Origin of the sequence: Kitasatospora sp. NPDC057518 (genome assembly GCF_042802075.1) — a bacterium.
GTDB lineage: Bacteria > Actinomycetota > Actinomycetes > Streptomycetales > Streptomycetaceae > Kitasatospora.
In genome coordinates, this window is sequence record NZ_JBHVEU010000122.1 from 1 (window position 1) to 20,243 (window position 20,243).

The 20,243-nt window shown below is 69.8% G+C and carries 18 protein-coding genes and 1 pseudogene; 13 read left to right on the top strand and 6 right to left on the bottom strand.

Annotation, left to right across the window (positions count from 1 at the left end; genetic code table 11):
- The coding region (locus ACFU7Z_RS15295) for a GDSL-type esterase/lipase family protein (RefSeq protein WP_380777806.1) at positions 1–3,425 on the bottom strand (3,425 nt) is incomplete at its 3' end.
- 579 nt (positions 3,426–4,004) lie between these two features.
- Here ACFU7Z_RS15295 and ACFU7Z_RS15300 point away from each other — a divergent pair.
- Positions 4,005–4,736, top strand: a complete 732-nt coding sequence (locus ACFU7Z_RS15300) for a hypothetical protein (RefSeq protein ID WP_049649138.1) — start codon at positions 4,005–4,007, stop codon at positions 4,734–4,736.
- 532 nt (positions 4,737–5,268) lie between these two features.
- On the opposite strand, the gene ACFU7Z_RS15305 is transcribed toward ACFU7Z_RS15300, so the two are convergent.
- Complete coding sequence (locus ACFU7Z_RS15305) at positions 5,269–5,835, bottom strand: dihydrofolate reductase family protein (RefSeq protein ID WP_380777807.1); 567 nt, start codon at positions 5,833–5,835, stop codon at positions 5,269–5,271.
- Between the two features lie 434 nt (positions 5,836–6,269).
- Between ACFU7Z_RS15305 and ACFU7Z_RS15310 the strand changes: the two genes are divergently transcribed.
- The 4 genes from ACFU7Z_RS15310 (at position 6,270) to ACFU7Z_RS15325 (ending at position 10,559) form a co-directional block, all read left to right on the top strand.
- Positions 6,270–7,058: an NUDIX domain-containing protein gene (locus tag ACFU7Z_RS15310; protein WP_380777808.1), complete on the top strand. Its 789-nt coding sequence runs from the start codon at positions 6,270–6,272 to the stop codon at positions 7,056–7,058.
- Positions 7,059–7,567: 509 nt separating this feature from the next.
- Positions 7,568–9,370, top strand: a complete 1,803-nt coding sequence (locus tag ACFU7Z_RS15315; protein WP_380777809.1) for a reverse transcriptase domain-containing protein — start codon at positions 7,568–7,570, stop codon at positions 9,368–9,370.
- A gap of 173 nt (positions 9,371–9,543) precedes the next feature.
- On the top strand, positions 9,544–10,059 hold the full coding sequence (locus tag ACFU7Z_RS15320) for an NUDIX hydrolase (RefSeq protein ID WP_380777810.1): 516 nt from the start codon (positions 9,544–9,546) through the stop codon (positions 10,057–10,059).
- Complete coding sequence (locus tag ACFU7Z_RS15325) at positions 10,056–10,559, top strand: NUDIX domain-containing protein (RefSeq protein ID WP_380777811.1); 504 nt, start codon at positions 10,056–10,058, stop codon at positions 10,557–10,559. The genes ACFU7Z_RS15320 and ACFU7Z_RS15325 overlap by 4 nt, the downstream gene beginning before the upstream one ends.
- A gap of 68 nt (positions 10,560–10,627) precedes the next feature.
- Here ACFU7Z_RS15325 and ACFU7Z_RS15330 read toward each other — a convergent pair whose 3' ends face one another.
- A complete protein-coding gene (locus ACFU7Z_RS15330) occupies positions 10,628–11,530 on the bottom strand; it encodes a LysR family transcriptional regulator (protein ID WP_380777812.1) in 903 nt (300 codons plus the stop codon).
- Between the two features lie 158 nt (positions 11,531–11,688).
- On the opposite strand from ACFU7Z_RS15330, the gene ACFU7Z_RS15335 reads away from it, so the two are divergent.
- The 5 genes and pseudogenes from ACFU7Z_RS15335 to ACFU7Z_RS15355 form a co-directional block, all read left to right on the top strand.
- Positions 11,689–11,982, top strand: a complete 294-nt coding sequence (locus ACFU7Z_RS15335; RefSeq protein WP_117485813.1) for a DUF1330 domain-containing protein — start codon at positions 11,689–11,691, stop codon at positions 11,980–11,982.
- A gap of 221 nt (positions 11,983–12,203) precedes the next feature.
- On the top strand, positions 12,204–13,010 hold the full coding sequence (locus tag ACFU7Z_RS15340) for an SDR family oxidoreductase (protein ID WP_380777813.1): 807 nt from the start codon (positions 12,204–12,206) through the stop codon (positions 13,008–13,010).
- A gap of 36 nt (positions 13,011–13,046) precedes the next feature.
- A complete protein-coding gene (locus ACFU7Z_RS15345) occupies positions 13,047–13,943 on the top strand; it encodes a helix-turn-helix transcriptional regulator (RefSeq protein ID WP_380777814.1) in 897 nt (298 codons plus the stop codon).
- 124 nt (positions 13,944–14,067) lie between these two features.
- A complete protein-coding gene (locus ACFU7Z_RS15350) occupies positions 14,068–14,553 on the top strand; it encodes an NUDIX domain-containing protein (RefSeq protein WP_074003274.1) in 486 nt (161 codons plus the stop codon).
- A 175-nt stretch (positions 14,554–14,728) separates the two neighbouring features.
- Positions 14,729–15,124: pseudogene (locus ACFU7Z_RS15355) on the top strand (Tn3 family transposase); the annotation flags it as partial.
- A gap of 178 nt (positions 15,125–15,302) precedes the next feature.
- Here the strand turns inward: ACFU7Z_RS15355 and merB are convergent.
- Positions 15,303–15,908 (bottom strand): organomercurial lyase, encoded by a 606-nt coding sequence (merB, locus tag ACFU7Z_RS15360; protein WP_380777815.1) that lies wholly within the window; start codon positions 15,906–15,908, stop codon positions 15,303–15,305.
- 195 nt (positions 15,909–16,103) lie between these two features.
- On the opposite strand from merB, the gene ACFU7Z_RS15365 reads away from it, so the two are divergent.
- Complete coding sequence (locus ACFU7Z_RS15365; RefSeq protein WP_380777816.1) at positions 16,104–16,970, top strand: AraC family transcriptional regulator; 867 nt, start codon at positions 16,104–16,106, stop codon at positions 16,968–16,970.
- A gap of 10 nt (positions 16,971–16,980) precedes the next feature.
- Positions 16,981–17,589, top strand: coding sequence for a recombinase family protein (locus tag ACFU7Z_RS15370; RefSeq protein WP_241852896.1), 609 nt, complete (start codon positions 16,981–16,983; stop codon positions 17,587–17,589).
- Between the two features lie 116 nt (positions 17,590–17,705).
- On the opposite strand, the gene ACFU7Z_RS15375 is transcribed toward ACFU7Z_RS15370, so the two are convergent.
- Both ACFU7Z_RS15375 and ACFU7Z_RS15380 read right to left on the bottom strand, forming a co-directional pair.
- Positions 17,706–18,506, bottom strand: a complete 801-nt coding sequence (locus tag ACFU7Z_RS15375; RefSeq protein ID WP_380777818.1) for an ADP-ribosyltransferase — start codon at positions 18,504–18,506, stop codon at positions 17,706–17,708.
- 145 nt (positions 18,507–18,651) lie between these two features.
- Entirely contained in the window at positions 18,652–19,242 is a 591-nt protein-coding gene (locus ACFU7Z_RS15380; RefSeq protein ID WP_380777819.1) for an isochorismatase family protein, read from the bottom strand.
- 468 nt (positions 19,243–19,710) lie between these two features.
- Here ACFU7Z_RS15380 and ACFU7Z_RS15385 point away from each other — a divergent pair, with 468 nt between their 5' ends.
- Complete coding sequence (locus tag ACFU7Z_RS15385) at positions 19,711–20,169, top strand: hypothetical protein (protein WP_380777820.1); 459 nt, start codon at positions 19,711–19,713, stop codon at positions 20,167–20,169.
- Positions 20,170–20,243 lie beyond the last annotated feature (74 nt).

A 20,243-nucleotide genomic window follows, 5' to 3' on the forward strand; every position in this document is an offset into this window, starting at 1 on the left:
AAGCGGACCTTGTCCCCGGTGGCCACTCCGGCCGCGATCCGCCCGACGCCGTTCCAGCCGCCCCGGCCGTCGGTGTTGAGCCAGGCGGAGACGGAACCGTCGTCCTCGACCACGAGGTAGTCGGCCTTCCCGTCGCCGTTGACGTCCGCGAAGCGGACCTTGCCGCCGGGGGCGACGCCGGCCGCCACCGTGCCGATGGCCTGCCAGCCGCCTCCGGCGGGCGTGCCGGTGGTCCCGCCCGATCCGCCGGACGGGTCCATGCCCCCGCCTCCACCGGGCGTGCCCGTACCCGTGGTCCCGCCGGAGCCGGTCGACGGGTCCATCCCTCCGCCGCCGCCAGGGGCACCGGTGCCTCCGGGCATGTCGGTCCCCCGGTTGAGCCAGGCCTGCACCGAGCCGTCGTCGTTCAGGACGAGGTAGTCGGCCTTGCCGTCGCCGTCGAGGTCGGCGAAGCGGACCTTGCCGCCCGGCGCGACCCCGGCGGCGATCCTTCCGACGCTCTGCCAGCCTCCGCCGCCCTTGGCGTCGGTGCCCCGGTTCAGCCATGCCTCGACCGAGCCGTCGTCGCCGACCACCAGGTAGTCGGCCTTGCCGTCACCGTCGATGTCCACCGGGCCGTCGCCCAGGACGCCCCCGCTGTACGGGGCGGGCTTGACCGCGACGTTCTCGGTGATCCAGCCGTCGGCGGCCGCGGCGGCGACACCCTCGTAGAAGGCGTCGGCGATCTTCGTGTAGCCGCTCGGGGTCGGGTGCAGGCCGTCGCCGCCCCTCATGTCGCCCGCGGTGACGGCGCCCATGTCCGCGAAGCGCACCTTCATGCCCTTGCCCCGCCAGCTGTCCACCAGCGGCGGCAGGAGCTTGTTGTAGGCGTCGAACAGGGGCTGGAAGCGCACCCACGGCGTGGCGGGGTCGGTCGGGGGAACCGAGCCGAGCACCACCGTCGCGTCCGGCGCCATGGCGTGGATCTTCCCCAGCAGGGTGTCCATCCGGTCGCGCGCGTCCTGGGGTGTGGTCGGGGCGCCGCGGTTGAGGTCGTTGGTACCCGCCATCAACGTGATCACGTTCGGCTTCGCCGCCGGCAGCCAGGTGTCGAGGTCCCCCTCGCGGTAGCCCGCGTTGTCCGTCAACTCGTCGATCCGCCAGCCCGAGTGGCCCTCGTGGTCGCCGTCGAAGCCGCCGTCGCCGTGCTTGAGGGAGCCGACGAAGTCCAGGCTGCCGGTGTGGTCCTTCAGCGCCTGCCACAGCTCCTTGCGGTAGCCCAGGCTGTCATTGGCACTGCCCCTGCCCTGGGTGATCGAGTCGCCCAGCGGCATCACCGTCAGCTTCGGCGCGTCCCACGGGTCCCGGCCCTCCAGCCCGGTGTGCCGGACGGTCACCGCACCCGGTGCCGCCCCGGCCCGTCCGTCGCAGGCGAACGTGCCGTACTGCGGGTGCGCGTCGTGCTGCCGCACCGTCTGGCTCAGGCACTCCGAGAGGGCCTGCTGCCCGAAGGCGTTCGGGTGGACGAACTCCTGCGCCTCGCCCTGCTTGCGGGTGCTCGGCACGCCGGGCAGGTGGTCGACCCAGCGCACCCACTCGGCGGCGTCGGCGGCCAGCGGGGACTGAGGGGAGTTCTCCACCCCGGCCGTCCTGGCGTCCTTGGAGTTCAGCTCGTGCCCCGCGAAGGCGGACCGCGGGTCGAGGAAGACGGCCTTCTTCGCGACCGCGGCCTTCTTGAGGGCGTCGGAGATCGCCGGGGTGACGGTGCGGTTGGTCCAGGCGGCGTCCTCGTCATAGAAGGGGAAGCCCGCCTTGGTGTACCGGTCGTAGGTGTCGCCGGTCTCGCGCATGCCCAGGGGCTGCGGGAACGGGCTCGGGTAGGACTGGACGACCAGGGTGTAGTCGCCGTCCTCGTACCCCGCGTCCCGCATGGCGGCGCGGATGTCGTCGACCGTGCCCTCGACACTGCCCTGAAGGCCCGCCACCTTGCTCTTCAGGGGAGCGTCCTCGCCCTCGTGGCAGGCGCCCCGGCCGAGCAGGAACCGCTGGGCGCAGCGGTTCAGGATGCCGGAGAAGTCGAGGTCGTTCCCGCCGACGGACAGCGCGATCACCTTGACGTCCTGCTGCTTCGCCAGCTCGCGCAGTTGCTGGACCTGCGGCGCCTCACCCTTGAATCCCTCGCTGCGGACGTGCTTCGTCTCGGCTCCGGAACAGGCGATGTTGAAGCGGTTCGCCGGCGGGATGCCGTAGAGGTCGACGCCCTTGATCTCGGCCACGTCCGAGCGGTCGCACGCGTTGCCGCCCTGGTAGGAGGTGCCGCCGTAGACCTTCGTCAGGTCGTAGCGGCAGGTCTCCGCCTCGGCGACCTCCCCGGTGCAGTCCGTTACGGCGCGGTCGGTGCCGAGGCCGGAGCCGGAACTCGGGTAGTCCCCGTTGCCGGCCCAGCGGCCGCCCTCACCGGAGATGTAGCTGTCGCCCATGGAGACGATCGCGGCCGGTCGCGGAAGGGGGCAGGGAGCGAGCGCCGGGCCAGTGACCTCCGCGGCCGCCCGTACTGTCGCGCGCAGTGGATCGCAGGGCATGCCGCCGCCGATCCGCCAACCGTAGGACACGGAGTCGTGGTCGGAGAACCCCTCTTGGTCGGTGACCACCCCCCGCACGCGGCTCATCGAAGGGTCGTTGGTGACGACATAGTCCAGGGTGCTCTTGCTCGCACCCCGATGAGTGTGGCCCTCCGGGCCCGCGATGAAGAAGTCGGTCGCCTGCTGGCCGTCCAGGCGCCTCCTGAGGACGTCCGGGCTCACGTTGAAGTCGCCGCCGATGTACCAGTTGACAGAATGTCCGGAATGGACGGTGGATTCCAGGAGACCCATCTCCTCCGTCAAGCCACGGAGTATTCCCATGATGTCTCTGCCGCCGTTCCCGGAGGAGGCATGGAAGGAGAAGTAGTACTCCCCGTCCGCACCCCCCTCGCCGTAGCCCACGCCGATGAGGGGGCGGAGCCTGTCGGCGATCGCCGGGATGTAGACCAGGCGTTGGGGCAGCTGGTTCGTGATGATCGCGGAGTTGACCCGCCCGGAGGGGTCGCTGCCGGTGGTCGGTGCCAGGAAGAGGTAGCTGTACGTCCGTCCCACTTTCCTCCGGTAGCCCCTCAGCCCGGCCGGGATGTCGAGATCCCCCTGATCGGCGGGTGTGAGAGCGGCCCAGGACGTGGGCGGGACTCCGGCCTCTTGAAGGGCCATGACCACCCGCTGCTGGTCGGCCGCGCCGCCGTCACGGGCGGCATCGTCGACGGCCCTGCTGTAGATCTGGTGGACTCGTTCGTAGGTGCCACCCGTGCCCGCCGCGGTCGCGCCTTGCATGTTCCAGGTGATGATGTTGCGCTGACCGGCGAGTTCTCGCGGCTGCGCCTGGGCCGCCGGCCCGGCCAGGACGACGAGCGTCATGGCCAGAAGGCTTGTGACCAGCGCGGCCGCCACACCGCGCACCCCGCTTCCCGGTGTGCGCAGACCTCGCGTTGGTGTTGTACGGACAGTGCTCACGACTTCCTCGAAACCCCTTTCCGGAGGGTGGATCACGTGGCGGACCCGACGTGCGGTGTTGATGACGTGCGCGGTGGCTCGTGACGCCCGGTTCGGCGGAGCTCCGTGACGGCGATCCCCCCGATCGACGAACCCGAGTACTAATGTGTACTGCAATACGAATCTGGACTCAAGTCCACTTGCCATGCGGACCCCGGACTCGTCGTCAGCCCGCGAGGACCGAGGCCGACCGTCGAGCGCCGGGGCATCACGGCCAAGCCCCCCAACCCCATTGCGTCGCACACGGTCGATCGCCGAAGGCTCTACGGCACTCGCGCCGGCCAATGCCCACTCGATCGGCATCGTCCGCAACGACATCGCGACCGGGCAGTCTCCGGGTGGACGAGGCACCATGACCCCAGGCCAGGTGACCGGCCGGAGCGCCGAACAGCCGGTCGATAATTGGGTGTCGCCGATCAGTCCGGGACTGATAGCGTCCCGGACGTGGCAAAGCTGAACCAGATCATCGCCGTTGAAAAGGGCGTCAAGTCCAAGTCCTTCCAGGAGCTGACGCAGGCCCACCAGGACCTGCAGAAGCCCGCGCTGCTGGCCGGGATCTCCCGCGCCTACCAGCCCAAGGACGAGGAGGGCGAGCAGCTGCCGCCGGAGTCGACCCGGGTGCAGCTGAAGGCCGAGGACATCCTGCGGTCCACCGCGAACACCCTCACCCGGCTCTTCGACGTGACGGCCACCAAGGACTGGGCCAACATCGACGCCCGCGCCGACGTCGTGGTGGACGGCCAGGTGCTCCTCTCCCGGGTGCCGGTGCCGTACCTGCTCTTCCTGGAGAAGCAGCTCACCGACCTGTTCACCTTCGTGAAGAAGCTCCCGGTGCTGGACGCCTCCGAGTCCTGGAACCTCGACCCGTCCACCGACGCCTGGAAGACCGAGCCGGTGCGCACCATCCGGACGAAGAAGGTGCCGCGCAACCACGTCAAGGCCGAGGCCACCGAGAAGCACCCGGCCCAGGTCGAGGTCTACTACGAGGACGTCGCGGTCGGCTACTGGACCACGGTCAAGTTCTCCGGCGCGCTGCCGGCCCGCCGGGTGAACGAGCTCGCCGAGCGCGTGGAGAAGCTCCAGCAGGCCGTCAAGTTCGCCCGCGAGGAAGCCAACGCCGTCGAGGTCACCGACCAGCGGGTGGGTGACGCCGTCTTCGGCTACCTGTTCCGGTAGCCTCATGATCGCCCGCCCGGGGAGCCGGGCGGGTGCGCCGAGCGCGACAAGTCCCCTGCCTGGGAAGCCGGATGGGTGGGCCCGTGCGCGGTGCGAAAAGCTGACACTGATGTTGAAGCTGACCAGGGGTCACAGTGGAGGTTCGAGCCCTCCCCCCGGCACCACCGGCCGGGGTAGCCCAATCAGGCAGAGGCAGGCCCTGTCAATCTCAGACTCTCGCTCCAGTCTCAGCATTCGCCGCCGAACACCGGATCGACCGGGTGCGGACGAATATCGACGAATGCAGGTTCAAGTCCTGTCTGTGCCGCTCCGTGGCACGGTAGTTCAAAGGTAGAACGCGTCGATTTCAACCTGATCCGCGACCCTTAAACGTGCCGGTGTGCGCAATTGGGCGGCAAACAGGGGCCCGGGAGCAGGCTACGCTCCCGGGTCCTCTCGCGTTCCCGCGCGTTCCCGGCACGTCCTGTCCTCACCGCGCGGGGAACAGGTCCAGGATGCGGCGGGCGGACGCCGGGGCCGACGACCCTGCTGCTCAACGCCTCGTCTCGTACCTGGTCAGGACCACGCCGCCGGGAAACGCCCGTGTCTCCACCAGGTTCAGGTTCACCCAGCTGTCCAGCGCGGTGAAGAACGGCGTGCCGCCGCCCACCAGGACGGGATAGGTGACGATCACGTACTCGTCGATCAGCCCGGCGCGCATGGCCGCCCCGGCGAGCGTCGCACCGCCGATGTCCATCGGGCCGCCGTCCTCGGCCTTGAGCCGGGCGATCTCGGCGATCGCGTCGCCGGTGACCAGGCGGGTGTTCCAGTCGACATCGCTGATCGTCGAGGAGAACACCACCTTCGGCGTGTCCCGCCAGTTCCGGGCGAACTCGACCTCCGCCGGGGTGGCGTCGGGCTGCTGGTCGCCGGTCGGCCAGTAGGAGCTCATCGTCTCCCACAGCTTGCGCCCGTACAGCGACAGGCCACTTGCCCGCCCCTGGTCGAGCCACCACTGGAACAGCTCGGGGCTCGGCGGTCCGCTCCAGGCGATGTCGTCGCCGGCCGCGGCGATGTAGCCGTCCAGGGTCAGGTTCATGCCGTAGACCAGTTTCCGCATGGCCCAGCCTTCCGTCCGTGGGTGTCCGGCGTACGGACCGGCGCGGCTCGGGACACTCATCGGTGCGCGATCCGGGCTCGCCGGCAGTCCTCGTGCTTCGAGCTCAGCCTGGTGTACTCGACCGACACTGGCAAACCGCCTGATCCGACCTCACCCTCACGGGGGAATGCCACCGGTTCTGAGACCGGCCATGAGGGACAAGGCCGGTCGGAGGCTGCCCTGCCCTGTGCCGTGGATGCTCGAAAAGTCCCCGTTCGACCCGGGCTCGCCCGGAGCCGATCCACTTGAACGCCGGATTCGAACAGCTCCATCATCGGTTGCCTGCGACGTCCCCGGCACATACCCGAACTCGACTTCCGGGTATGCGTCTTGACGAGAGCGGTACCGCAGCAGCAGTCCCCCGCGCCCGCCCGCGAGTCCGAGGAGTCCGCCAGGTGATCGACTTCCAGGTGCTGACCGAGCTGGCCTTCCGCGAGGGCGTCGAGCGGATCGGCGTCGGCGTGGTGGTCCGCGACGCCTCCGGCCGGATCCTGATGATCCGCCGGGCCGCGCACGACGTCCTGCCCGGCCTGTGGGAGTACCCGGGCGGCGGGCGGGAGGACGGCGAACCCGTGCCGACCGGGGCGGCGCGGGAACTGGCCGAGGAGACCGGGCTCACCGGCCTGCCGCTGGAGTACGCGCGGCACCTGGACTTCAGCAGCCAACAGGGCCTGCGCGTGCGCCAGTTCGTCTTCACCGCCGTGGTTCCGGACGGCACCCCGGTCGTCCTCTCGCCCGACCATGACGGCCACCAGTGGGCCGACGCCGAGCGGCTGCCGCCGACCGGCGAAGGGCAGCGCGCGGTGATCGAGTGGCTCACCGGCCGTCTGGCCGTACCCGGTTGGCGGCCGGCCGGCGGCTACCTCACCACCGTCGCCCGACCCAGCGCCTACGGCTGCTTCCTGGTCACCGACCCGCGGGGCCGTGTCCTCGGGATGCGCTCCGCCGTCGACCCCGGCGTGTGGAACTTCCCCGGCGGCAACGTCGAGCACGGCGAGACCCCCTTCAGCACCGCCCTGCGCGAGGCCCGGGAGGAGCTCGGCCTCGACCTCGCCGCGGAGAACCCCGAAGCCGTCGACCGCAGGCGCCTGGTCGCCGTCATCCACGAACAGGCCGGCGCCGAGCAGCCCGTCCCCGCCTGCGGCTTCGTCTTCGACGGCGTTGCGCCACGTGGCGCTCTGTAGCATCCCCAATTCAGTTGGGAGGAATTCGAAGGGAAATTCCTGGGTCACCCGACCTACCTGGACATGAAAGTGAAAGGGGAAAGTAGCATGTCGGGAAAGTACCGCGCGCCCGCAGGCGCTCAAGGCGTGGCGGTGCGAGACCCGCGCGATATGGTCAAGGCTGGATTGCTTGAAGCCCAGTTCCCAGTTGGTGCAAGAAGACTCCTGCTGGAATGGCGCCTGTCACCAGTGCTGCACTGTGCGGGGGTACGCCTCCGTTGCCTCCGCAACCTTCGCAGGGCAGAACGTCGTCTAACGAAGACGATCAAGGGGACGAACGGGCGACCTAAGTCGCGCTCGACACGTGCAACAGAGACGTACCGTGGGATCGCCTACGGGGCGCGAGCCCTATGGCGACGGAGTGCCCGTAGTAGTCGCAGGAGTTACGACCTGCCAAGGGGGCTGGGAAAGCCAGCCGCAGGGCGAAGGGGCACAGGTGATTCGACACGAAAGCCGGGGAGGTCTGCGTAATGCAGGAAGCTGAAACCGTGCTGAATGTCATCCGTGAACGCGGCAGGCGCGCCCTGCCGCTAGAGAGGCTCTATCGGCACCTATTCAATAGGCAACTCTTCCTCATGGCCTACGGGAGGATCTACGCGAACGCGGGATCCATGACGCCCGGGGTCACCCCAGAAACCGTGGATGGCATGTCACTGGAGAAAATCGATGGGATCATTGGGCGGCTTCGCTCGGAGACCTATCGGTGGAGGCCAGTGAGGCGGGTTGAGATTCCCAAACCGAACGGCCGCACTAGGCCGCTCGGCGTGCCAACCTGGTCCGATAAGCTGGTCGCGGAGGTGGTGCGCCTCCTTTTGGACGCGTACTACGACGCCCAGTTCTCTGACCGCTCCCACGGATTCAGGGCCTCTCGGGGGTGCCATACGGCGCTTTCAGAGGTGGCCCACAAATGGACGGGGACGAGTTGGTTCATCGAAGGCGACCTCGCGGACTTCTTCGGGAGCCTCGATCACGAGATCATGCTCTCGACGTTGGCTGAGAGAATCCACGATGGACGATTCCTACAGCTGGTCGAACGGATGCTCAAGGCTGGGTACCTGGCGGACTGGAAGTTGCACCCGACGCACAGTGGGGCGCCGCAAGGGGGGCCCGTCTCTCCACTTCTGTCCAACATCTACCTGGACCGTTTCGACCAGTTCGTTGAAAAGGAGCTCATTCCGGAATATACCCGAGGAGCGCGCCGAGCCCGCCACCGCCCCTATGAAAGGCTGAGGGGCGAGCTGCAGAAGGCACGCAGGGCTCATGACGTGGACCGCATCAGGGAACTGAAGCGGGAGATGCGCACGATGCCGGGAGTCGACCCGGATGATCCCGACTACCGGAGACTCCGGTATGTGCGGTACGCCGACGACTTCCTTCTCGGGTTTAGCGGACCTAAGCGTGAAGCCGAGGAGATCAAGGCCAGGATCGGGGAGTTCTTGCGTGATGAACTCAGGCTGGAACTATCCGAACAGAAGACCCTGATCACCCACGCCTCCAGCCAGGCGGCGAGGTTCCTAGGCTACGAGGTACGTGTACAACGAGCCGATTGCAAGATCAGCGGTGGTCGCAGAGCCACCAACGGCAAGATCGGGCTGTACGTGCCGAGGGACGTGATTCGGAAACGATGCGCAGGATATATGAGAAGGGGGAAACCCGCGGAGCTGGGCCTTCGTATCCACGACTCGGACTTTTCAATCGTGGGGAACTATGGAGCTGAACTCCGTGGGGTGATCCAGTACTACCTGATGGCCCAGAACGTTGGGACCCTCAGCAGGCTGCAATGGGTCATGGAATGCTCTATGCTCAGGACCCTCGCCAGCAAGCACAGCTCCACTACGACGAAGATGTCCAGGAAGTACAAACGGACCATCACCACGTCGTATGGGGAGCGCAGATGCTTTATGGTGGAAGTCCCTAGGGATGGCAAACCGCCCCTTGTGGCCAAGTTTGGAGAAACCCCACTCAGACGGCAACGCACCGTGAGTGCCGAGGACAGGATCCACAGGGCCCACCCCGGCAGGACCGAGCTGGTAAAGAGGCTCCTGGCCGAGGAATGTGAGGCATGCGGGGCGGGGTATGGGCTACAAGTCCACCACGTTCGCAAACTCGCCGACCTCAACCAGCCGGGGAGGAAGGAGAAATCCTTTTGGATCGAACTCATGGCAACCCGGAGACGAAAGACACTGGTTGTATGCGTCTCCTGCCACAACAAGATCCACGGCCATGGAACGGGCTCCTCACGGAATGGATCACTGGAGAGCCGGGTGCGGTGAAAGTCGCAAGCCCGGTTCGGGAAGGGGCCGCCGGAAAAGGACCTCACCCAGAGGCACCTCGCCGGCGGCCTACTTCACGCGTCCTGACCCGCGAGCAGCAGGCCCGGATCCGCCTCGATCCGGCCGAGCACACCGAGTGGCGGTTCGAGACGGCCCACGACTGGCACGCCCGGATGACCCCCGCCCGGTACCAGCGGCTCCGGCAGGTGCTGCGCGCCCACCGCTCCGGTGTCCCGCTCTACCTGGAGCGCCCCACGCCGACCGACGACGACTTCGAGGGCGTCCTGGTCTTCGTCACCGACCGCGCCGGTCGACTGCTGATGAACCTGCGCGAAGACAGGCCGGGCATGGCCTGGCCCGGCTACTGGACTCCGATCGGCGGCTGGCGGGAGGCCGACGAGAGCGCCCGGGAGACCGCGGTGCGCGAGGTCCGCGAGGAGGCCGGCCTCGAGATCACCGGCCTGCGGCCCCTCCCCGACCCGCACCACGACCACGGCCTCCCGCTCACCCGCGTGCTGCACGCCGTCTGGGAGGGCCCCGACAGCGACCTGCGGCTCGGCGACGAGGGCCTGGCCGTCCGCATGGTCCCCCTCGACGAGGTGCTCGGCCTCAAGGTCCCGCCCTACCTGCACCACTACCTGCCCCTGCTCGCCGCCGCAGCCGACCAGTCCACCGGGAGCACCGCATGAGCCGCACCGACCCCACCGACCACACCGGCCACCTCGCGGACACGGCGTCCGGGGCACCGGGTACGGACCCGCTCATGCTGGTCGTCGGGGTCCACCTCGTCCTGTTCGACGGCGGCACGGTGCTGCTCGGACGGCGCCGCAACACCAGCTACGCCAACGGGCTGTGGCACCTCCCGGCCGGGCACATGGAGCGGGGCGAGCCGGTCACCCGCGCCATGACGCGCGAGGCCGAGGAGGAACTCGGCATCACCATCGCCGAGGAGGACCTCGAACTCGTCCACACCCTGCACCACCTCGACACCGACCACAGCCGCCTCCAGCTGTTCTTCCGCCCGGCCCGCCACACCGGTCAGGTGCGCAACGCGGAGCCGCACAAGTGCGCGGAACTGCGCTGGTGGCCGCTCGACGGGCTGCCGGCCGACACCGTGCCCTACACCGCACACGCCCTCCGCGAGATCACCCACGGCAACCGGCTCTCCGCCCACGGCTGGCCGGTGTGACGCCGGCACCACCGAACCCCATCGCACCGACCAGCCGCGGAGGTCCGTCTCGCTCGACCTCCCGCGCGTCAGTCCGGCAGCCAGTGCAGTTCGCGTGCCAGGGCCTTGGCGACGGCGCGGATGCGGCGGTGCAGGGGCGACTGCTCGCGTGGGAGGACCAGGTGGAGCGTCAGGCCGGGCGCGCCCCGCAGCGGTCGCCAGGTGAGACCGGCCGGTTGCACCGTGGCCGCGGCTTCTCCGGCCGGGGCTAGGGTGACCCCGTCCCGCAGGTCGCGCTGGGACAGGTCGAAAGCGACAGCGGGCGTGTGGAACCGGGGGTGCGGTCGGGTGTCCCGGAACAGCGCGGACAGCTGATCGTGGACCACGGGGTTGGCCGCACGGTCCGGGAGCCGCAGCGGGTACGCGGCCGCGTCGGCGATCTCGATCTCCGCGCGTTCGGCCAGCGGATGGTGCTGCGCCAGCTGGACCCCGATGCGCGAACGCCGCAGCAGGAACCGGCGCACGCCATCGCCCGGTTGTTCACCGCGGGTGATCCCGGCATCGATGCGGCCGTCGGCGACCGCCGGGGAGATCTCCGGTGTCGCCATCGGGACCGCGCCGACCTCGAGTCCGCTGTTGTCGCGAATCAGCCTGTCCACCAGGGCCGGTGCCGTCTCGGCCCCGGCGCTGAGGCTGTATCCGATGCGCAGCGTGCCCAGTGCACCGGCCGCCGCGCTCCGGGCGGTGTCCCACGCCCGGTCCAGCGCCGCCAGCGCGGGCGGAGCGGACTCCGCCAAAGCCGCACCGGCCGTGGTCAGTTCGACGCTGCGCGTGTTGCGGACCAGCAGGGCCGTCCCGAGTTCCGCCTCCAACCGGCGCATCCGGGCGCTGAGTGCGGGCTGTGCGATACCGATCCGTGCGGCCGCGCGGGTGAAGTTCAACTCCTGTGCCAGCACCAGGAAGTACCGCAGGCTCACCGTGTCCGGCGCCACGCGCCCTCCCCGCCGATTGATAACGATCCGTTCTGAGCCTAGTCCGTACCGGTCTTTCCCTCGACCGCCCGTCAAGCCCTAGCCTGCGGATGCCGGGATCGATCGATCCGATTGTCGGTCCGACGTCGGACGTGCCCGGCCGAACACAGGAGGTTTCCATGGCCAAGGGCTACTGGGTCAGTGCCTACCCCGCCGTTTCCGACCCCGAGAGGCTGACCGCCTACGCGGAGCTGGCCGGTCCGGCTGTCCGGGCCGGGGGCGGGCGCCTCCTGTCCCTTGACGGTCGGGTCGTCGCCCACGAGGCCGGAATCACGCAACGCGTCGTTCTGATCGAGTTCGACAGCTTCGAACTGGCCGTCGCGGCCTACGAGAGCGAGGCGTACCAGGAGGCGCTGGTGGCCCTCTCCGGCAGCGTCGAGCGCGACTTCCGCATCATCGAAGGCATCGACTGACCGGCGGGCCCGGCCGTCGCCGAGCATCGGGGGTTCTCACAGTACCTGGATCACCAGGGTCTCCCAGACGTCCGAAACGCCTGCCAACCTGGTTGAGTCGAACGCGCCGACAACACTCCATGGACACGCACCGCGGCTCTACCTCCATCAGGTCGATTCAGCTGCCCCGTATCCGCGACCATGTCGGCGCGTTCGTCCACGACAGAAGGGGACGGAGACCAATGGCGGACAGCCAGTTCACCACCCACACAGAGCTTTTCGATCTGAGTGGGAAGTACGCCCTCGTCACTGGCGGCACCAGTGGCATCGGGATGATGATGGCGCGCGGCCTTCTCCAGGCGGGCGCCCGCGTCGTCATCAGCTCACGCGACGCGGACAGGTGCGCGGGGGCACAGCGTCTACTGTCCGAATTCGGCGACGTTCAGGCAATCCCCGCCGACCTGTCCAGGCACGACGAGTGTCAGCGCCTCGCCGATCTCGTCAAGGGCGACTCGGAACGCCTGGACATCCTCGTCAACAACGCGGGAGCGATGTGGCGCGAGCCGCTGGCGACGTTCCCGGACGAGGCCTGGGACGCGGTGATCGACCTCAACCTCAAGTCGCCGTTCTGGCTGGTGCAGGCGCTGCTCCCCGCACTTCGCGGGGCGGGCACCGCCGATGATCCCGCGCGGATCATCAACATCGGCAGTATCGCCGCCATCCACGTCGCCGAGTCGCCCAACTACTCGTACGCCAGCAGCAAGGCGGCACTCCATCAACTCACCAGAGTGCTTGCCAGGGAGCTGGGCCCCCAGCACGTCACGGTGAACGCGGTAGCACCGGGAGTGTTCCCGTCGCGGATGACGGCGTCCGCACTCGATGCCATCGGCGACACGATCGCGGCGGCGGCCCCTCTGCGCCGAATCGGCCGCGACGACGACATGGCGGGTATCGCCGTGTTCCTCGCCGGCCGGGCCGGCTCCTACCTCACGGGCGCCGTGATCCCGGTGGACGGCGGCATCGCGACGACCGCATCGGGTACCCCCTAGACTGCGGGACGGACTTACGGTGAGGAGACGGCCACGATGGATCCACGCACCGAGATCCGGGAGTTCCTCAGCTCGCGTCGCGCCCGCATCGCACCCGCGCAGGCGGGCCTGCCCGCTTACGGCGGCAACCGTCGGGTCAAGGGTCTGCGCCGCGAAGAGGTGGCGCTACTGGCGGGGGTATCGGTCGACTACTACGTGCGCATGGAGCGCGGCAGCCTCGCCGGTGCCTCCGATGGCGTGCTGGACGCGTTGGCCTCCGCCCTGCGACTCGACGAGGCCGAGCGCGACCACCTGTTCCACCTCGCGCGCCGATCCAGGGCGCCCGGCGGCCCACGCCGGCGTAGGCCCGCCGTGACGGTGCGCTCGACGCTGCAGCAGGTGCTCGATGCGGTCTCCGACGCACCGGCCTGGATCAGTACCGGCCGTTATGACGTGCTCGCCACGAACAACCTCGCTCGCGCGCTGTTCTCACCGGTGCTGGCCGACCCGCGACGGCCCGCGAACACGGCGAGGTTCGTCTATCTGAACCCCGAGGCGGCCAGGGACTTCTTCGTCGACTACGACCAGATCGCCGGTGACGTGGCCGCGAAGCTACGCATGGAAGCCGGCCGCGATCCGCACGACGAGGAGCTGATCGCCCTGGTCGGCGAACTGTCGACGCGCAGTGAGCTGTTTCGGCAGCGGTGGGCATCCCAGGACGTGCGACTGCACCGGTCCGGCCGCAAGCGTGTTCGCCATCCGATCGTGGGCCGGCTCGACCTGGACGTCGAGTCCCTGGAACTGCCCGCCGAACCCGGCCTGCTCCTCAACGTCTACACGGCACCCGCGGGCACACCGACCGCTGACAATCTGGCGCTCCTGGCCTCGTGGGCGGCCACCCACCAGGCGCCGGCGACCGAGCTCGAAGCGGATGACGGACAGTCCAACCGTTGAAGGTGGCGCCGTGGCGGCGCGATGATGCTTGACGCCGTGTCGGTGGCTCGGACAGGGCCGGCACTGGCATGGATGTTCCTCGAGCCCCGACCACCGTCCGCTCACCCACCCCGGAGGCAGCACCGTGGAGAGCCTTCTCCAGGCCGTGGCCGTGATCGCCCACGACCGCGACCGGAACCTGGTCGCGACCCTGCACTACGCCGCGAACAGCTGGATCACGGCGTCGGCGTGGACGATCCCCGGCGGCAAGGTCGAGGTCGGTGAGCGCCTCGACGAGGCCGCCGCGCGCGAGCTGCGGGAGGAGACCGGGCTGCTCGTCGAGCCGGCGGACCTGCGGCTCGTACACACCGTCCAGGTGCGCACGGGCTGGGACGGCGAGCACCCGTTCCTGCTGTCGGTGTTCCTCGCCACCGCGTGGCGCGGCGAGCTGACGAACACCGAGCCGGACAAGCACCTCGACGCGGTCTGGTCCCCGGCCGACGGGCTACCGCTGCCGATGTTCCCGACCGCCCACGCCGCCCTCACCCACCACCTCTCCGGCGGGAGGGGCTTCTCCACCTACGGCTGGGACGACGAAGGCTTCGACCCACGGGCCCTGATCGGCGCGTGACAGCGGCGGGCCGCCGCCGACCGGGCCGCCCGCTTCGGCCCCGGTGTCCTAGCTCAGACACCAGCCGCGAAGTAGGTCGTGGGTAGCGGGACGAGAGCCGCTGGCCGAGCCCACCGGCCTGGCGGCCCTCAAGGAGGAGGTCGCACGCCGCTGGGGCGTCCTGGACGTGCTGGACGTGCTGAAGAGCGCCGACTTCCTGACCGGTTTCACCGAGGAGTTTTCCTCGGTAGCCGCGTACGAGCGCATCGAGCGTGACGTCCTCCAGCGCCGCCTCCTGCTGGCCCTCTTCGCGCTGGGCACGAACATGGGCATCCGGGCGATCGTGGCGACCGGCGAGCATGGCGAGAGCGAGGCCGCGCTGCGGCACTTCATCACCGTCGACAACCTGCGGGCCGCCGTCATCAGGCTGGTGAACTCCACCTTCGCCGCCCGCGACACCGCATGGTGGGGGCAAGGCACCGCGTGCGCGTCGGACTCGAAGAAGTTCGGGTCCTGGTCCTCGAACTTCATGACCGAGTACCACACCCGCTACGGCGGCGACGGCGTGATGATCTACTGGCACGTCGAGCGGAAAAACGCCTGCCGGCCGGCACCGCCGACCAATCGGTCGCCCGGACACACTTGTCGGGTTGACCGATCCGACGGGTGCGGACGCCGCACGCAGCCGTGTCGAGCAGAGTCGGACCGGGCGGCGAGAGGGCACACAGCTCGTCGCCCCGTTTCAGGGGGGCGGCAGGAGGAGCCAGGCCTCAGTCGGGCAGTCCCCAGAAGGAGCCGTGCAGGCCGACCTCGGCGAAGTAGGCGCCGGCGGCGGCGGGGTCGCGGCGGGTGTAGCCCGGGTCCAGGCGTCCGGTGTACCAGTCGCCGGCGAAGTGCCACAGGGTGCCCAGATCCATGACATAGCCGCGTTCCTGGCCCGTCTTCCGCAGCCAGGTGTCGACGCAGTCGGTGGAGCAGAACAGGCGCTGGTTGCCGCAGGTGTGCACGACGTCGTCCCAGACCCGGTGCATGGGGGTGAGGAAATGGGCGACCTGGTCGCCCTTCGGGGGTGCCTCCCGGCCGACCACCCAGGCGTGCGGGGTGTCGCAGGCCAGGCAGCGGGTGGCGACCAGGAGGTCGGGCTCGTCCTTGAGCAGGTGGGGCATGGCGAACGAGTCCCAGGCGCAGCCGCCCCACCACAGGGTGTGTGTCCCCATGACGGAGAAGCCGAGCGGCACGGACGCGAAGGGGTGGGCCATCACGACCTGGTCGTCGTCCTGCGGGTCCAGGACCACGTCGTGGCTTGCGTGAAGGGCGCGCAGTTCCTGGCGTACCTGATCGGGGGCGAGTCCGGTGAGTGCGGCGAGTTCCGGCACGCTCGGAGCGTGTCCAGTGCGGGCGAATCCGTGGTACACGGCCAGGCGGACCCGTTCCGTGGCGTGAAGGCTCGTCGGTGCTGCTGAGGCGTTCCCGGTCATTCCCCTGGTTCCTTCGCTGGTCGAGGTGCTGGTGTCCAGCGTGCGCCGTGGAAGCGCGCGGGGGCTTGAACGCTCGTGCGGCACACTGGGGACATGACGTCTGCCGGGGAGCGCGCCGCCTACTGGCGGGTTCCCGGGCTTGCGCTGGAGGCCATGGACGCCCGCTTCGAGCGGTACGCGTATCCGATGCACGCCCACGACACGTACTCGTTCGGCGTCACCGACGACGGCGCGCAGTCGTTCGTGTGCAGGGGAGGGCGGCACGTCAGCGCGGCCGGGCTGGTCATGGCGTTCAATCCGGACGATCCCCACGACGGGCGGTCGGCGGTCCAGCACGGCTACCGCTACCGGATGCTGCACCTCGGCGAAGGTCTTGTCCGGGAGGTCCTCGCCGACGCGGCGCCCGGCGACGCCGGGCTGCCACTCTTCGACACTCCGGTGGTGGACGACCCGGCCCTCGCCCGAGCGGTGGCCCGCCTCCATACCGCGGTCGCCGAGAACGCATCCCGGCTGATCGTCGAGGAACGCCTCGCCGCCTCCGTGCTGGCTCTGACCCGCCGTGCCGCAGCGCGGTCCGCACCGGTTCCGGACCAGCGGGGCCGGGTGGACCTGGCCGCGATGGCACGGGCCCGCGATCTGCTGCGGCAGCGCTTCGCCGAGAACGTCGGCGCCGACGAGCTGGCCCGGGCGGCCGGGTGCAGCCGTTTCGCGCTCTACCGGGGCTTCCGCACGGCGTACGGCTTCGCACCCAGCGACTACCAGCGCGATCTGCGATTGCGCCGAGCCCGTGCGCTCCTGGCCGAGGGCACGGCGCCGGCGACGGTGGCCGCCGAGGCCGGCTTCGCGGACCAGGCCCACCTCACCCGATGGTTCACCCGCACCTACGGCGTCACCCCAGCCGCCTACCGCACGGCGCTCCACAGAGGAGGCCAGCGGCCGTGGCCAGGGCGTGTTTCATAGGTGGTCGCTCGTGAAACACCGCGCCGCCCGGCAGTCCCTCGACGCACAGCTCGACTCCCTCGCCGAGGCCGGGGTGACCCGGGTCTTCTCGGAGAAGATCTCCACCCGCGCCACCCGCCGGCCCGAGCTGGAGGCCGCCGTGAAGCTCGCCGGAGAGATCCGCTCCTCCGGCGTCGCCGTGACCCTCGTCGTCCACGAGCACAAGCGGCTCGGCCGCGGCATCGAACTCGCCATGCTCGCCGAAGAGCTCAAGGCCAGCAACGTCGGCCTGGAGTTCCTCACCGGGGAGTTGAAGGGCTCACACGACCCCTCCGGCATCGTGTTCACCGTGCTCGCGGCCATGTCCGGCATGGAGCGCGAGTACATCCGCGACCGCACCCTCGAAGGCCACGAGTCCGCCCGCAAGCGCGGCAAGACCATCGGCGGTGCGGGCGTCACCGACGGCTCCATACTGTCCATGGCCCTCCACCTCCGCGACCAGGACATGAGCCTGCGCGATATCGCCAAGCGGCTCGTCATCACCATCGGGGCGAAGAAGGGCCGGCACCCCTCACCCGCCACCGTCATGCGGATGCTCCGCGAACACGACGAGCAGGCCGCCACGGCGGCGAGCATGTGATCACCCCGCTACTTTGCGGCTGGTGTCCGAGCTGGGACACCGGGGCCTCTTCCGGGGGTACCGCGGCGGCGCGCCACACCCCTCGGGCGGCCGGTCGGCGGCGGACTGCGGGCGGGTCAGTGCAGCCAGGGCTGGTAGTTCGGGTTGTCCACGCAGCCGGACTCGACCAGGGAGGCGGTGGCCCGGTCGACCGGGCAGGCCCGGCTGATGAAGTGCCGGTCCACGCCGCCGGGGAACGCGACCTCCACCTGGTCGGCGTACTGGTGATGGTCGCCGATGGTCGCGTTGACGTCGATGCCGCCGGGGGCGTCGATGAAGTAGTCCCAGGGCACCTTCTTCCACTTCTTGTACAGCTCGGGGTCGTAGGTGGTGCTGACGAACGGCGAGGGCTGGTTCTGCAGGACGTAACTGGTGATGTCGTACTGGCCGTTGACGGTGTCCTTCGGCGCGAAGCCCTGCTCGAAGATGACGGACGGGTCGCGGCCGTCCGAGCGGAAGAGCGGGTGGCAGTTCTTGCGCCAGTGCGGCGTGGGGGTGATCCGGGGTACGTCCACCCGGCGGTCCACGGCGGCGTACAGCGGGTCCGGGCCCTCCGGGATGCTCTCGAAGGTGCTGGCGGGGAGGGTGACGGCGGGCCGGTCTGCGCAGTCGTCGGCGCGCAGTTCGGCTTCGTCGGCGAAGTCGATGCGCCGGCCGTCCAGGACGATGGCGACGGCCTCGGTGCCGAGTTCACGGACGATGACGCCGTCGCACTGGGGGCCGCTCCAGAGCGCGTCCCCGCTGGGGTCGAGGCAGCGGAAGGGGGCGGCGTCGGCCTGGGCAGCGGGGGCGGCGGCGGCCAGGCTCTCGGGGGTGAGCACGACGGCGCAGGCGAGGGCGACCGCGCTGGCGGCCGTGCGGATTCGAATGTTGATCACGGCCGTTACCCTGGCCGCCCGCTGCCCCGGGGGTACCGCAACTCACCCGATCGAGGGCGTGTCAGCGGCTTCGGTGGACGCCTTCAGGCGTCCCGGTCCGCGTGGATCGGGCGGGCGCGCTCCACGGCGGCCGGCCTCCCCACCGTCAGCCGACGACGACCGGCTCACCGGTCAACTCGACACCGGACCCGCCGAGTTCGGCGACGGCCCGGGCGGTCGTGTCGGCGGCGACGCCCGCGGTGTAGTCGAGCAGGACCCGAACGGCGAAGTCGGCCCGCACGCCGTCGAGCGCGGTGGCCTTCACGCAGTGGTCGGTGGCGATGCCGACCACGTCCACCTCGGTGACGTCCCGTGCGCGCAGCCAGTCCGCGAGGGCGGTCCCGTCCGAGGCGAAGCCCTCGAAACCGCTCTTGGAGGCGGAGTGCGCACCCTTGTAGAAGACCTCGTCCACGATCGTCTCGGCCGTGGGCGCGAAGTCGGGGTGGAACTCGCCTCCTTCGGTGCCGACGACGCAGTGCACGGGGAAGGAGTCCTTGAAGTCCGGGTGGTCGGAGAAGTGGCCGCCCGGGTCGAGGTGGTGGTCGCGGGTGGCGACGACGTGCGCGTACTCGCGGCCGGCGGTGCGTTCGACGAGCTCGGCGATGGCGCGGGCCCGCCCGGCACCGCCCCCGACCGGAACGGCCCCACCCTCGCAGAAGTCCTTCTGCACATCGACGACGATCAGTGCACGCCCCACGGCACAGGCCTTTCTCACGGGAGTCTCGGTCCCCCACCCGTGCCCTGCCGGACGGCGGCCCGCGCCTCCCGTGCGCGATGTTCACCCGGGCCGCGCAACCTCGGAGGTGCGGCTCCGCTCACCCGGACGGGAACCGGACCGGCTGTGGACCGGGCCGCCGGGGGCGACTTCGGGGATTCCGGGCGGATCGGCGCATTCATGGCCATCAGCAATCAGAACTGGTCAACAGCGGTTCGCTACGGGGCAGTTCCGACCTTTCGGTCATGGCCGCCGACCGCACTCCGTACTGTTGTGAAGTGAGCGCGCCCCGGTCGCCTTCCGACCCGGTTTGATCGCCGACTGTTACTATCCGGTGACAATTCGCCCATGATCGATGGGCGGCCCAGGACGTCCCCACAGATGGCAGAGCCCGAATCGCGGCATCCACGCCTTCGGGCGAGCAACCACCTCCCCCGGAAAGGGGTACCCGTGATCGTCTCCAAGCGGAACCGCCTGCGCCTGGCCGCCGTGGCCACCCTCAGCACCCTCGCCCTCGGCCTGGCGGGCACCGCCCTGGCGGCCGGCCCCACCACCGCCGACCCCGCGCCCACCGGGCCGTCCGTCACCGCGCCGTCCGTCACGCCCCAGCCCGCCACCCCGCAGGCGGCGGCCACGCAGGCCACCATCACCGCCAAGCCGTCGGTCACCACGGTCCAGGCGTGGGAACTGTTCCGGGTCACCGGCACGACCACCGGGCTCAAGGCGGGAACCACGGTGACCCTGCAGCAGAAGCAGAACGGCGCGTGGGTCACCCTGCCCGCCTCGGTGCCGACGACCAGCAGCGGCGCCTACTCGCTCGGTGTGAAGCTCGGCATCACGGGCCTGAACGAGCTGCGCATCGTCAGCGGGGACACCGCCTCCCCGGTCTTCACCGTCACCGTGCGCTGACACCGGTCACGGCCCTCTTCTCCGCGACTCGCGGCCCGGGGCGGGCGGCACACCAGGAGCCACCCGCCCCGGGC

What these genes read in the sequence shown, in the direction of transcription:
- ACFU7Z_RS15345 (WP_380777814.1), top strand. Translation starts at nt 13,047, where the DNA reads ATGGATCCACGCACCGAGATCCGGGAGTTCCTCAGCTCGCGTCGCGCC.
- ACFU7Z_RS15305 (WP_380777807.1), bottom strand. Translation starts at nt 5,835, where the DNA reads ATGCGGAAACTGGTCTACGGCATGAACCTGACCCTGGACGGCTACATC.
- ACFU7Z_RS15335 (WP_117485813.1), top strand. Translation starts at nt 11,689, where the DNA reads ATGGCCAAGGGCTACTGGGTCAGTGCCTACCCCGCCGTTTCCGACCCC.
- ACFU7Z_RS15320 (WP_380777810.1), top strand. Translation starts at nt 9,544, where the DNA reads ATGACCCCCGCCCGGTACCAGCGGCTCCGGCAGGTGCTGCGCGCCCAC.
- ACFU7Z_RS15365 (WP_380777816.1), top strand. Translation starts at nt 16,104, where the DNA reads ATGACGTCTGCCGGGGAGCGCGCCGCCTACTGGCGGGTTCCCGGGCTT.
- ACFU7Z_RS15325 (WP_380777811.1), top strand. Translation starts at nt 10,056, where the DNA reads ATGAGCCGCACCGACCCCACCGACCACACCGGCCACCTCGCGGACACG.
- ACFU7Z_RS15340 (WP_380777813.1), top strand. Translation starts at nt 12,204, where the DNA reads ATGGCGGACAGCCAGTTCACCACCCACACAGAGCTTTTCGATCTGAGT.
- ACFU7Z_RS15315 (WP_380777809.1), top strand. Translation starts at nt 7,568, where the DNA reads ATGCAGGAAGCTGAAACCGTGCTGAATGTCATCCGTGAACGCGGCAGG.